This window comes from Shinella sumterensis, from assembly GCF_004514425.2.
Taxonomy (GTDB): Bacteria; Pseudomonadota; Alphaproteobacteria; order Rhizobiales; family Rhizobiaceae; genus Shinella; species Shinella sumterensis.
In genome coordinates, this window is record NZ_MYFN02000001.1 from 253486 (window position 1) to 266812 (window position 13327).

General features: G+C 62.9%; 12 protein-coding genes. 7 read left to right on the forward strand and 5 right to left on the reverse strand.

Features of this window, described 5'->3' with window-relative positions:
- Positions 1-28 precede the first annotated feature (28 nt).
- The 6 genes from B5M41_RS01225 to B5M41_RS01250 are packed head-to-tail and all read left to right on the forward strand — an operon-like array spanning position 29 to position 6453.
- The gene (locus tag B5M41_RS01225) at positions 29-832 is read left to right on the forward strand and encodes a MetQ/NlpA family ABC transporter substrate-binding protein (protein ID WP_134650317.1); all 804 of its coding nucleotides are present in this window, start codon (positions 29-31) and stop codon (positions 830-832) included.
- A complete protein-coding gene (locus B5M41_RS01230; protein WP_209020882.1) occupies positions 820-1956 on the forward strand; it encodes a methionine ABC transporter ATP-binding protein in 1137 nt (378 codons plus the stop codon). Before B5M41_RS01225 ends, B5M41_RS01230 begins: the two co-directional genes overlap by 13 nt.
- Entirely contained in the window at positions 1937-2590 is a 654-nt protein-coding gene (locus B5M41_RS01235; protein WP_134650316.1) for a methionine ABC transporter permease, read from the forward strand. The genes B5M41_RS01230 and B5M41_RS01235 overlap by 20 nt, the downstream gene beginning before the upstream one ends.
- A 19-nt stretch (positions 2591-2609) precedes the next feature.
- On the forward strand, positions 2610-3842 hold the full coding sequence (locus B5M41_RS01240; RefSeq protein ID WP_134650315.1) for an SfnB family sulfur acquisition oxidoreductase: 1233 nt from the start codon (positions 2610-2612) through the stop codon (positions 3840-3842).
- 16 nt (positions 3843-3858) lie between these two features.
- Positions 3859-5094 (forward strand): SfnB family sulfur acquisition oxidoreductase, encoded by a 1236-nt coding sequence (locus B5M41_RS01245; protein ID WP_134650314.1) that lies wholly within the window; start codon positions 3859-3861, stop codon positions 5092-5094.
- Positions 5095-5103: 9 nt separating this feature from the next.
- Complete coding sequence (locus B5M41_RS01250; protein ID WP_134650313.1) at positions 5104-6453, forward strand: LLM class flavin-dependent oxidoreductase; 1350 nt, start codon at positions 5104-5106, stop codon at positions 6451-6453.
- Positions 6454-6576: 123 nt separating this feature from the next.
- On the opposite strand, the gene B5M41_RS01255 is transcribed toward B5M41_RS01250, so the two are convergent.
- Complete coding sequence (locus tag B5M41_RS01255; protein WP_134650312.1) at positions 6577-7473, reverse strand: DMT family transporter; 897 nt, start codon at positions 7471-7473, stop codon at positions 6577-6579.
- A 154-nt stretch (positions 7474-7627) separates the two neighbouring features.
- On the opposite strand from B5M41_RS01255, the gene B5M41_RS01260 reads away from it, so the two are divergent.
- Positions 7628-8515 carry a LysR family transcriptional regulator gene (locus B5M41_RS01260; RefSeq protein WP_134650311.1) on the forward strand — a complete coding sequence of 296 codons (888 nt, stop codon included), beginning with the start codon at positions 7628-7630 and terminating at the stop codon, positions 8513-8515.
- 23 nt (positions 8516-8538) lie between these two features.
- Here B5M41_RS01260 and B5M41_RS01265 read toward each other — a convergent pair whose 3' ends face one another.
- The 4 genes from B5M41_RS01265 to B5M41_RS01280 all read right to left on the reverse strand — a co-directional run bounded on the left by B5M41_RS01265 (position 8539) and on the right by B5M41_RS01280 (position 13326).
- Positions 8539-8916: a response regulator gene (locus B5M41_RS01265; protein WP_134650310.1), complete on the reverse strand. Its 378-nt coding sequence runs from the start codon at positions 8914-8916 to the stop codon at positions 8539-8541.
- A gap of 197 nt (positions 8917-9113) precedes the next feature.
- The gene (locus B5M41_RS01270; RefSeq protein WP_167719219.1) at positions 9114-10583 is read right to left on the reverse strand and encodes a sensor domain-containing diguanylate cyclase; all 1470 of its coding nucleotides are present in this window, start codon (positions 10581-10583) and stop codon (positions 9114-9116) included.
- 149 nt (positions 10584-10732) lie between these two features.
- Complete coding sequence (locus B5M41_RS01275; protein ID WP_134650308.1) at positions 10733-11725, reverse strand: Bug family tripartite tricarboxylate transporter substrate binding protein; 993 nt, start codon at positions 11723-11725, stop codon at positions 10733-10735.
- A 95-nt stretch (positions 11726-11820) separates the two neighbouring features.
- Complete coding sequence (locus tag B5M41_RS01280) at positions 11821-13326, reverse strand: tripartite tricarboxylate transporter permease (RefSeq protein WP_134650307.1); 1506 nt, start codon at positions 13324-13326, stop codon at positions 11821-11823.
- Position 13327 lies beyond the last annotated feature (1 nt).

Below are 13327 nucleotides of genomic sequence, written 5' to 3' on the forward strand. Positions count from 1 at the left end.
CGCAACGGTGCTTAAAAAGGATGATGATATGAAATTGCGCATGATGGGCCTTCTGGCAGCCACGGCGATATCGCTTGCGACGGCGGCACAGGCCGAAACGGTCAAGATCGGCGTCGTGCCGGGTGCTTATGCCGACTCGATCGCCGCCCTGGTGCCGGAGGCGAAGGAGGCGGGCATCGACATCGAAGCCGTCGAGTTCACCGACTGGACCACGCCGAACGTGGCGCTGGACGCCGGCGACATCGATCTCAACTACTTTCAGCACCGGCCTTTTCTCGACAACGCCATTGCCGACAGGGGTTACAAGCTGACGGACATCGGCGTCGGCATATTGGCGAATATCGGTCTCTATTCGCTCAAGCACAAGAGTTTCGACGAGATACCAGAGGGCGGCAAGGTCGCGATTGCCAACGATCCGGTCAATCAGGGCCGCGGTCTCCTGCTTCTGGAGCGGGCCGGGCTCATCAAGCTGAAGGAAGGCGTCGGCTTTACCGGAACGCTTGACGACATCACCGAGAATCCGCGCAATCTCGAATTCACGGAGGTCGAGGGGCCGCAGCTCGCCCGCATCACCGCCGACGTCGATCTCGCGCTCGGCTATCCGCATTTCATCGCGGCATCCGGCCTTTTCGATCCCGGCTCGGGTCTCATCTATTCCGGCATCGACGACCGGCGTTTCTCCATCATCTTCACCGTCAAGGAAGACCGCAAGGACGAGCCCGCCCTCAAGAAGGTGGTCGAACTCTATCAGAATTCACCGGCCGTGAAGAAGACGATCGCCGAGGCCTACCACGGTAACGACAAGCTCTACACATTGTCATGGCAGCACTGATGCTCGGGACGATGGCGGCGCCTCTGCCAGTCGATGCGGTCGCGAACACGGTGCAGGCTCGGGCGAGGGCGATCTCGCCGGCCGGCCCCGGAGCCGTGCGTTTCGAGCGCCTCGACAAGACGTACCATTCGGCGGCCGGCGCCGTACGCGCGCTGGAGGAGATCGACCTCGAAATCCCGACGGGCCGCATCTACGGCATCATCGGTCGAAGCGGCGCGGGCAAATCCAGCCTGCTTCGCACCATCAACCGGCTCGAGGAACCGACGTCAGGCCGTGTCATCGTGGACGGGCAGGACATCGGCCGCTTCGATGAGAACGCGCTCGTGCAATTGCGCCGACGCATCGGAATGATCTTCCAGCATTTCAACCTGCTGTCGGCGAAAACGGTTCGGGAAAACGTAGCGCTGCCTCTGGTCGTGGCCGGTCTGCCGCGTCGCCGGATAGACCAGCGGGTGGATGAGGTGCTGGCGCTTGTCGGCCTTGAAGGCAAGCACGACGTTTATCCGTCGCGTCTTTCCGGCGGGCAGAAGCAGCGGGTCGGCATCGCCCGGGCCCTGGTGCACAAACCGGAAATCCTGCTCTGCGACGAGGCGACTTCCGCGCTGGATCCCGAGACGACCCTGTCGATCCTCAGGCTTCTCAGGGACATCAACCGCAGCCTCGGACTGACCATCATCCTCATCACGCACGAGATGAGCGTCATCCGCGAGGTTTGCGAGAACGTCCTCGTCCTGGAGCAGGGGCGTATTGCGGAGGAGGGACCTGTCTGGCAGGTTTTCGGCGATCCGAAGCACGACGCCACGCGTGCGCTTCTGCGGCCGCTTAGCCGCGATCTTCCGGAAGATCTTGCCGCACGCCTCGCGCCGCGCCCCGTCGCCGGCGGAGAAACCATCATCGAGTTGCACTATACCGGCGCGCAAGGCGGCGATCCCGACCTCGCCCGGCTTGCCGCCACGCTCGGCACGTCGCTCCGGCTCCTGCACGGCACGATCGATCGCATCCAGGGACACGCGCAGGGCACGCTCCTCGTTGCCGCGCGTGGAATTTCCGAACAAGACCTCGACGCCCTGAAAGGGCATGTCGGCAGCGCAAGGGTGGTGGGCTATGTCGCCAGCGATGTATAACCGCCTCTGGGCCGCCTTCCTCGATACGGTGCAGATGGTGGGCGCCTCGGCGTTGATTGCGCTGCTTGTCGGCATACCGATCGCCGTTTTCCTCGTCGTCTCATCTCCGGGCGGGTTTTATGAGGCGCCGCGGCTCAACCGCGCCGTGGCAGCCGTCGTCAACGGGTTCCGGGCGACGCCGTTCATCGTGCTGCTCGTCGCACTCCTGCCGTTCACGCGCTTCCTTACGGGCACGACGATCGGGGTGTGGGCCGCGATCGTGCCGCTTTCGATCAGCGCGACGCCATTCTTCGCCCGCATCGCCGAAGTCAGTCTTCGCGAGGTCGACAAGGGGCTGATCGAGGCGGCGCAGGCGATGGGCTGCCGCAAGTGGCACATCGTCCGTCATGTGCTGCTCCCCGAGGCGCTGCCCGGCATCGTCGGCGGCTTCACCATCACGGTCGTCACCATGATAGGCGCCTCCGCAATGGCGGGTGCCGTGGGTGCCGGAGGGCTCGGCGACATGGCCATCCGCTACGGCTACCAGCGCTTCGACACGGCAGTCATGGTGGCGGTGATCATCGTGCTCGTCGCCATGGTGACGATCGTCCAGTTCGCCGGTGACTATACCGTGCGCCGTCTGCGCGATCGCTGAAAAACGGAACGGAACGACAATGAGCAAGAGCAACATCAACGATGCCGGTCGGCGTCCGGCGCCGGCCCTTTCCGCCGCACGGATCGACAATGACGTGCAGGCGATCGCCGCGGCGACTGCGCTTGCCGATAAGCTTCGGCCGCAAGCGCTGCTGCGGGATCGCGAGCGCATCCTGCCCTGGGATGAGATCGAGGCCTACAGCGAGACCGGACTTGGCGCCATTACGGTGCCGAAGGCATATGGCGGACCCGAACTTTCTTTCGTGACGCTGGTGCGGGTGTTCGAGATCCTGTGTGCCGCCGACCCTTCGGCCGGCCAGATACCCCAGAACCATTTCGGTGTGCTTGCCCTGCTGCACGACCTCGGTTCGGAGGAACAGAAGCGGCGCTTCTATGCCGATATCCTGCGCGGCGAGCGCATCGGCAATGCCGGCCCAGAGCGTGGCCGGAACGCCATCAGCCACGTGACGACGCGCATTACGGCGACCGCCGACGGGCTGCGGCTCACCGGCCGGCGCTTCTATTCCACGGGCGCGTTGTTCGCCCATTGGATTCCGACCCGGGCGATCGACGACGAGGGCCGCGCCGTGCAGGTCTGGGCGCGCTTCGACGCGCCGGGCGTGTCCGTCATCGACGACTGGTCCTCCTTCGGTCAGCGCACCACGGCCAGCGGTACGGTCGAGTTTGACAATGTGCCCGTGGAACCGGTGCAGGTGCTGCCGGTCTGGCAGGCGGCCGACAGGCCGGGACTCTGGGGACCGATCTCGCAATTGATACAGGCGGCGATCGATTCCGGAATCGCGCGCGCCGCGATCGACGATGCCATCGCCTTCGTGCGCGATCGGGCACGCCCCTGGATGGATTCCGGGCTGGAGCGTGCGGCCGACGATCCGACGATCCTCCATGAAATCGGCCGGCTGGAAACGGACTATCAGGCCGCGCAGGCACTGTTGCACCACGCCGCCAGCGTGCTGGACGAGCTGAGCGCCGTGCCGGTCACTGCCGAGACGAGCGCGAAGGCTTCGGTCGCGGTCGCGGAGGCGAAGATATTGACCACGGAAATCGCGCTGGATGCCAGCGAGACGCTTTTCGATCTCGCCGGGTCGAGTTCGACGCGCGCCGCACACGGTCTCGATCGGCACTGGCGCAATGCCCGGGTCCATACGCTGCACGATCCGGTTCGGTGGAAGTACCACCTTCTCGGCAACTATTACCTCAACGGCGCCCACCCCGCCCGCCACCAGTGGAATTGAGAGGAGGGCGACGGACATGACTTCATCGGCTTCACGACCGGTTCAGCAGGCATTGCCCGCCGAGACCGCACCGAACATCATTCGCGATGACGCGCATGCGCTGGAGGTGGCGCATATCCTGGCTGCCGATTTCGCGCGGGAAGCCGCCGTGCGGGACGCCGAGCGGCGGCTTCCCTGGGACGAGCTTGAACGCTACACGGCGAGCGGGCTTTGGGGGGCGACGGTGCCCAAGGCTTATGGCGGCGCGGGCATCTCGACCGTGACCCTTGCCAAGGCCATCGCCATCATCGCAGCCGCAGACGGTTCGCTGGCGCAAATTCCGCAGAACCATTTCTATGCGCTGGAGGTGCTGCGCGTCGGTGGATCGGAGGCGCAGAAGCAGTTCTTCTTCAACAGGGTGCTGGCCGGCGACAGGCTGGGCAACGCTCTTGCTGAAGTCGGCACACGGGATTTCAAGCGCCGCACGCGGCTTGTGCGCGAGCCGGCCGGATGGTTTGTCGACGGCGAAAAATTCTACTGCACCGGCGCCCTGTACGCCCACTGGATACCGACCCTGGTGGTTGCGGAGGAAGACGAGGCGGAGGTGTCCTATCTCGCCTTCGTTCCCCGGGATGCGCCGGGCGTGACGATCATCGACGATTGGGACGGTTTCGGCCAGCGTGTCACGGGCAGCGGCTCCGTGAAGTTCGGCCGCGTGCGGGTGGAGCCGGAATGGGTCGTGCCGTTCAAGGCATCGTTCGACCGGCCGACGACCATAGGTCCGCACGCGCAGATCATGCATGCGGCGATCGATCTCGGGATCGGCTTCGGCGCCTTCGAGGAGACGCTGCGCTTCGTGCGGGATCGGGCGCGGCCCTGGCTCGATTCGGGCGTCGACAAGGCTTCGGCCGATCCGCTGACGCTGCATCAGATCGGTCATGTCCGCCTGCGGCTCCGGGCTGCCGAGGCGCTCGTCGAGCGCGCCGGCCGCTTTGTCGATGCGGCACAGGCGGCGCCCGACGAGGACAGCGTGGCGAATGCGTCCATCGCTGTCGCGCAGGCGCGGATCCTGACGACGAAGGCCGGCCTGCTGGCTGCAGAAAAGCTGTTCGAGCTGTCCGGCACGTCCGCCACCGCGAGCGAGGATAATCTCGACCGGTACTGGCGCAACGTGCGCACGCACACGCTGCACGATCCGGTCCGATGGAAATACCAGGCGGTCGGCAATTTCCATCTCAACGGCAAACGCCCGCCGCGCCACGGCGCGATCTGACGGACCCCCATGAAAAAGCAGATTCTTCTCAACGCGTTCAACATGAACAGTGTCGGCCACATCAACCATGGTCTATGGACGCATCCGCGTGACCGCTCCGTCGACTACAAGAGGATCGATTACTGGACATCGCTGGCCAGGACACTGGAACGCGGGCTGTTCGACGGCATCTTCATCGCCGACATCATCGGCGTCTACGATGTTTACCAGGGCGGTGTCGACCTGACATTGAAGGAGTCCATCCAGCTTCCCGTCAACGATCCGCTGTTGCTCGTCTCCGCCATGGCGGCCGTTACGACGCATCTCGGCTTCGGCATCACCGTGAACGCCAATGCCGAACCGCCCTATACGTTCGCCCGGCGGATTTCGACGCTCGACCATCTCACAGACGGTCGCATCGGCTGGAACATCGTGACCGGCTATCTCGACAGCGCGGCGCGCGCCGTCGGGCAGGATGCGCTGACGGCGCACGATACCCGCTATGACCGCGCGGAGGATTATCTGGAAGTCCTCTACAAGCTCTGGGAGGGAAGCTGGCGCGATGACGCGGTACTGGGCGACAAGCAGGCACGTCTCTATGCCGATCCCTCGAAGGTGACGCCGATCCGGCACGACGGGCCGTTCTACCGGGTCGAAGGCCATCACCTTGCGGAACCCTCGCGCCAGCGCACGCCAGTCCTCTACCAGGCAGGAACCTCCGGTCGCGGACGCCGCTTCGCCGCGCGCCACGCCGAATGCATCTTCATCACGGCGACCGACAGGCAAGCCGCCCGGGCCACGGCGCGCACCTTGCGCGCGGAAGCCGTCGAGGCTGGCCGTGCACCCGAGGACATCAAGATCTTCATCGGCATTTCCGTCATTCCGGGGCGCACCCCCGAGGAGGCGCAGGAAAAACATCGCGATTATCTTCGGCATGCCAGTCCGGAAGCGGGCCTTGCACATTTCGCGGCCAGCACAGGCATCGATTTTTCGCGCTATGGGCTTGATGAGCCGATCGAATACGGCACGTCCAATGCCATCCAGTCCGCGACCGAGCTCGCGAAGAAGAAGCAGTGGACCAAACGCCAGCTGCTGGAGGAGCTTGCGCTCGGCGGGCGATATCCGCTGCTCGTGGGGACGCCCGATATCATCGCCGACGAACTGGAGAGCTGGATAGACGAGGGCGAGATCGACGGTTTCAACCTCGCCCGCACCGTGACGCCGGAATGCTACGAGGATTTCGTGGACCTTGTCGTCCCGGTCCTGCAGGAACGCGGCCGATACAAGACCGGTTACGGCGGTTCAAGCTTGCGCGACCGCCTTTTCCGGTCGGGTGACCGCCTGCCGCTCGATCATCCCGGGGCGTCATACCGGATTTGAGTACCGCCGAGTGAGCGATGTTGCCACGTGTCCGGGGGTTGGCATCGGACGCGCGTGCCGGCTGTCTCGGGAGGCGGCCGGTTACGTTCGTTCAGCGAATGCATTGGTTGCCGATCACATCGTTCAGCCCCGCGAGGTCATCCAGACGCCAACCAGCGTCACGAGGAGGCCGGCGATCATTCCCAAGGTCAACGGCTCCGAGAACAACAGCCATGCCCATATCATCGTCACGGGTGGGCTGAGATAGATAGCGGCGCTTACCTTGGCGACGGGGAACAGCCGCAGACTGGTATAGTAGACGGCATAGGCAAGAAACGTCGCGATCAGCACCAGCCAGACCATTCCGATCGCGAAGTCCCGCGTCATCGGCGGAGCGAGACTGCCTTGCGCCGATGCGCACAGGCCGAAGAGGACCGAACCCACCAGCGTGTGGATGCAAAGGCTCTGGTAGACAGGCATCCGGCTCCTCTCGTGTCGTCTGTAGAGGACAGAGGCGGCGGCGAACACAAGCATCGAACCGACCGTCAGCCCGTACGCCCATATGGGTGCCGTGCCCAAGCTGAGGCTGTCGAAGGATACGATGAGGACTCCGGCGACGGCAATCGCGGTCCCCTGCCATTGCCTCGCCGTCAGCCGTTCGCCCAGCACGGGCTGCGAGAGAGCTGCGATGGCGAGCGGAAGAAGATCGGCGATAAGGGCGACCAACCCGGTGGGCACCTTTTGCTCGATGGCCAGCGCGAAGCCCCCCAGATACAGGAAAACCGCCATGATGCCGAACAGCGCCTGATCTCTGACCGCGCGCATCGATATTCCGGGGCCCATGAACAAGGCAAAGGGCAGCAGTATCAATCCAGACAGCAATGTGCGCCAGAAAAGCAGAAGCATGACGCTTGCTTCCTGGTTCGCGTAGCGGATGCCGACGAAGCCGGAACTCCATCCGATGATCAGAAGTGTCGCAAGCAACGGCCACAACAGCGGATGGCGGCTCGTATCGACCGGTGCGGAAGTGGCTTCAGACATGGGGCCTCGGTTAAGCGGAACGCGACCACTGCTAGGCTGAAAGCGAGAGCAACGCACATGACAAATATCGATAGAGGGATGACAATCGCGTAATCTATGTCATATCTGTTTCTGTTTATGGTAGGGTCAATCGGAGACCGAAGTGGACAGGGCCATGAACGAGCTGAATAGTCGCCGACTGGAAATCGATGCGTTGCGGGCGCTCTCCGCAATCAGGCAGCACGGAGGCATAACAAAAGCAGCCGTCGCGCTGGGCCTGTCGCAGTCCGCCGTCAGCCATAAGATCAAGCGGCTCGAAGTCAGTCTCGACTGTGAGCTGCTTGGACGGAAAGCCGGTGCATCCATGTTCACGGCTGCGGGTGAGGATCTCCTGAACTATGCCGGACGCATCCTGATGATGCATGACGAGGCGCTCCTGAGCCTGTCGAAGACGCCTCTTGCGGGCAGACTTCTGCTCGGCTTCACAGAAGACACCGCTTGCAGCGACCTTGCTCGAATTCTTGGCCGCTTCCGTCGGCTTCATCCAAACGTTACGGTGCGAACCAAGGTCCGCATGAGCCTTGTTCTTCGTGCCATGCTGGAGCGTGGCGAACTTGATGCTGCGATTGTTCAGGTCTTCGACCATGAAGTGCGACCGGCCGATGTCATCCTCTACAGAGAACGGCTTCACTGGGTGAAGCATCCGGAACTGGTCATCCGGCAGGATGAACCCATCCCGTTTCTGTCATTCGACGAGGATTGCTTCTACCGAAAATGGGCGTTTGACATGGGCCGGGACGGTCCTGTCCTTGAAACCGTATTTGAGTGTTCAAGTGCCGCTGGTATCGTTTCCGCCGTGAACGCGACAATGGGCGTCGCTTTGCTGAGTGACCGGTATATCCAGGGCGAAATGCAAATCATCACCGACCGGCTGCCTCCGCCGCCGTCCCTGGCCTATGTTGTGCGGCGCGCACGCAAGTCAAGAAACCCGGCTCTCGATACCCTCATACGGGAAATCGAAAGGGACGTCGGTCGCCAAGGCGGCCTGGCTCTTGCAGGCTGACGGCAGGACACTCGAAATCACGGTCAGCCGGAATTCGCCCGCCACATCGATCGGCGCCTTCGATCGAGCGCTTCCGCGAGGGCGGAAGCGATCTCGTCGTCGCGAAAAGGCTTTTGTATGACTGCGATGGCACCGTCAAATCCATCCTGAAGCGAGCTGGCGTCGCCCGTCACGAAAATCACCTGTATGCCGAAGCGATCGACAAGCCGGCGGGCGAGCAACCGTCCGCTATTGCCGTCGGCAAGGCCCAAATCGACGAGGGCAATGTCAGCGCGCGGTGCATAAGCGAGCGCCTGCTCAACGGTTGAGACGGGGCCGAGCCGCTCATGGCCTTGTTCTTCGACAATGGCTTCCAGAAGGGATGCTATGAGAAACTCGTCTTCGACGATCAAAACGCGCATTGGTGGTGCCTCCATCCCGGGAGATCTAGGCGGGCAAGCGGATCGGTCAATGGCGTATCGACCATTTGCACGTCTCCGCGTGCGTCTGCGCGTGAACCCGGTTCGGTTGGCACGCAGATAACCAACCATGTCGGGGTGGGGCGGCCATTTCTTTCGAGCGCGCTTTTGGCGTAAGGCCGATGGCCTCTACCGGCACTCTACCGGGTTCGGGTTTTGGCTCTTGGCGTGCCGGTGCCGAGATCGATCGTCGCGTAATGCGCGCTCTTGTACTCATACATCAACGCATCGGCGCGCTTGATGACGGATTCGATTGTCTCACCGTTCTCGCTGGTCGCAACGCCGTAGGACATGCTGAGCGGTGCGGTGGAGTAGAACTGATTGTTGATCCTTAAAAGCTCCAGGATGGTCTCCACCATCGTGGCGGCGGATTTCGCGTCTGCGCCGGGCAGGAGAACGGCGAACTCGTCTCCGCCGATCCTGCAGGCGTGGTTTGGGGCATGCACCGCGCCATTGAGGATTTCGCCGAAACGGCGCAGCAGACCGTCGCCCGCATCATGGCCCAGCTGGTCATTGGTGACCTTGAGGCCATTGAGGTCGATCACGATGGCCGAGACCGGCCGTAGCGATTTCCGCTCGAGCCGGTTGATTTCGTCGGCGTAAAATGCGCGGTTGTAGAGCTTTGTCAGGACGTCGTGCTTGCCGAGATATTCGAGATAGGCTTCCGCCTTCTTGCGTGCGGTGATGTCTGCAAGCGCCACCTGAACCCGCGACCAATCGTGCTCATGTCCCGGAAACACGGAAAAATGCAGCAGGATGTGGCGCTCCGAGCCATCGAGCGCGTAATTGATCACCTCGCGGTGGTGGAAGAGATTGCCGTTCCAAAGCTCCATGAGCTGTTCGCGAAACGGCTTTTGCATATCGTCACGAAAGATCTCACCAAGCCGCTGCAGAAGGTCGCGGAGGTCTTTTGCACCGAAGAGATTAAGCGTCGCCTGGTTGACGTCGATCACCCTGATCTCGCTCATGCACTGCTGCACGAACTCCGGATGCACGTCCATGAAGGTGCGGAAGTCGGTGATGCCGCGATCGCGAAGGTCTTCAATCAACGTGCGAATGCGGCTGAAGTCCTCGATCCACAGCGAAACAGGGGAGTGCTCGAAGATGCCTTCCGCCTGACGCCTCTGCTCTTCTTCCGCACGGCGGGCATCCTCGCGCTCGGTAATATCTTCGGTCGTCAGAAGCAGCCTGCCGAGGGTATGTTCGTGACCGGGCAGCACGGCGCCGCGCAGCTGGATATCGAGCCGCCGGCCGGTGATCGTGTAATTGACGGTCGTGCTCGAAAAGGTCAGCTCGCCATCGAATAGCGCTGCCAGCTCGTTGATATGGGTATCCAGCATGTCGTCGCGGAAGATTGCGGCGATATTGGCCGTCAGGTGCTCAAGGTCCTGGGCCTCGAACAGGTCCAGCGTCTTGGCGTTGACGCCGACAACCCGGATCCGCTTGGAGCAGGCGATGACCCGGTCCCGATCCTCTCGCAGGAAGGCCCTGATATCGGTGACACCCTCTGCGCGCCAGGCGTCGAAAAGCGCCTTTACCCCGCTGAAATCCTCGATCCACATGGCGATCGGCGCGAGGTTGAAAATATCGGAATCGAAAGCAGCGGTCATCGGCATTGCCCAGTGAGAGTTAGAGCTGCCGTGGCAACCCTGTCGGGAAGACATTACCTTATGACGAAGAGGTAAACCGCTGCTTTCTGAATGCCTGATATGTGAGGAATGGTGCCCGGGAAGCCAGGTTCCCGGGCGCTCTGTTCCGCTCAATCCATCTGGACCTTCGCGTCACGGACGACCGGCGTCCACTTGGCGATTTCGGCCTTCACATGGGCGCCCAGCTCCTCCGGCGTGGAGCCGACGATGGTGGCGCTGAATTCTTTCATGCGCTCGGCCACCGCAGGATCCTTCAGCGCCGTGTTCGCCGACTGATTGAGACGGGCGATCACTTCAGGGGGCGTGCCCGCCGGTGCGAAAAGGGCGTTCCATGTATAGGTTTCATAACCGGGAATGCCCGATTCGGCGACCGTCGGGACATCGGGGAAGGATGCGGCTCGCTCCTTCGTCGTCACCGCCAGGGCGCGCAGCGTGCCGGCCTTGATGTGGCCGGACGAGGACGGCAGGTTGTCGAACATGATCGGCACCTGATTGGCAATGACGTCGTTCAGCGCCGGTCCCGCGCCTTTATAGGGAATATGGACCATCTCGACGCCCGCCATGCTCTTGAAGAGTTCTCCGGAGAGGTGCAGCGGCGTGCCGTTTCCCGATGAGGCGTAGCTGTATTGATCCGGCGCGCCTTTCAGCAGCGCCAGCAGTTCCTCGACATTCTTCGCCGGCAGCGCAGGGTTGACGACCAGAACGTTCGGTACGACGACGAGCAGCGAGATCGGAGCGAAATCCTTTTCCGCATCATAGGGCGTCGATTTGAGGATGAGCGGATTGAGCGCATGGGTGGCCACCGTGCCCATCAGGATCGTGTAGCCATCCGCATCGGCACGGGCAACATTGTCCGCACCGAGATTGCCGCCAGCGCCGGCGACGTTCTGGACGATCACCTGCTGGCCGAGATCCTCCGACATCTTCTGCGCGATGATCCGCGCCACCACATCCGTCGAGCCCCCGGCGGCGAAGGGAACGACAAGGGTGACCTGCCTTTCCGGGAAGCCGTCAGCCAAGGCAGGCGCATTCACCGCCAGCAGGGACAGCAGCGACAATCCGGCAGAGAGCGCCATGCGGCGCGTCAGTTTGGACATTTTCATTGCGTTTCTCCTCTCTTTCAAACCATGCAGGCGGGCGCCTCGCGCGCCCGCCCGCCACCTTGGGCCCGCCCCTCCAGGCGGTATGAACCCTGTTCTCAATCCTCTTCCTGGAAAACCTCCTCGCGCTTGGCCTTGACCGAGGGAAGGAAGACGACAACGAGCACGGCGAGCGCAATCAAAAGCAGGATGGCGCTGATCGGCCTTGTGACGAAGGTGGTCGGATCGCCGCGCGACAGGATCATCGCGCGCCGAAGGTTCTCCTCGAGCAACGGTCCCAGCACAAAACCGAGAAGCAACGGTGCCGGCTCGCAGCGCAGCTTGACCAAGAGGTAGCCGGCGAGCCCGAAGAAGGCGACGGCATAGAGGTCGTAGACGTTGGAATTGACGCTGTAGACGCCGATCGAGCAGAAGGCCATGATGATCGGAAAGAGCACGTAATACGGGATTGTCAGCAGCTTCACCCAGAGGCCGATGAGCGGCAGGTTGAGGACGACGAGCATCAGGTTGCCGATCCACATGGAGGCGATGATGCCCCAGAACAGCGCCGGCTGCTCGACCGCAACGTTCGGCCCGGGCACGATGCCCTGGATGATCATCGCTCCGACCATCAGCGCCATGACCGGATTGGCGGGAATGCCGAGCGTCAGAAGCGGAATGAACGAGGTCTGCGCACCGGCATTGTTGGCCGATTCCGGACCGGCAACGCCTGCAATCGCACCCTTGCCGAACTCTTGCGGCGTCGCAGACATGCGCTTTTCGACCGTGTAGGAGGCGAAGGCGGCAAGGATGGCGCCGCCGCCCGGCAGGATGCCGAGCGCTGATCCGATCGCCGTGCCGCGCAGGACGGGGGCCACCATGCGGCGAAAATCATCGCGTGTCGGCCAGAGACCGCTGACTTTCGCCATCAGAACCGATCGTGTCTTCTCGCCTTCCAGATTGCGCAGGATCTCCGCCACGCCGAAGACACCGACGGCGACGGCGACAAAGTTCAACCCGTCCGCATATTCACGGATACCGAGGGTGAACCGCGGCGTGCCGGTATAGATATCCGTGCCGACGAGGCCGAGCAGCAGGCCGAGCGACACCATGGCGAGCGCCTTGACGATCGACCCATGCGCCAGCGCGATCGAGGAGACGAGACCGACGATCATCAGGGAGAAGTACTCGGCCGCCCCGAATTGCAGGGCGAGCGCCGTGAGCGGAATGGCAAAGATCGCCACAAGAAAGGTGGAGACGGTGCCGGCGAAAAACGAGCCGAGCGCGGCGATCGACAATGCGGCGCCGGCCCGTCCCTTGCGCGCCATCTGGTAGCCGTCGATGGCCGTCACGGCGGACGAGGACTCGCCGGGCATGTTGATGAGAATGGCGGTCGTCGAGCCGCCATACTGGGCGCCGTAATAGATGCCGGCGAGCATGATGAGCGACGAGACCGGCTCGAGCTGGAAGGTGATGGGCAGGAGCATGGCGATGGTCGCCGTGGCGCCGATGCCCGGCAGGACGCCGATCAGGGTGCCGAGCAGCACGCCGATGAGGCAGAAGAGCAGGTTTGCCGGAGAGGCGGCGGTCGCGAAACCGAGGGCGAGATTGCTGACGAGATCCATG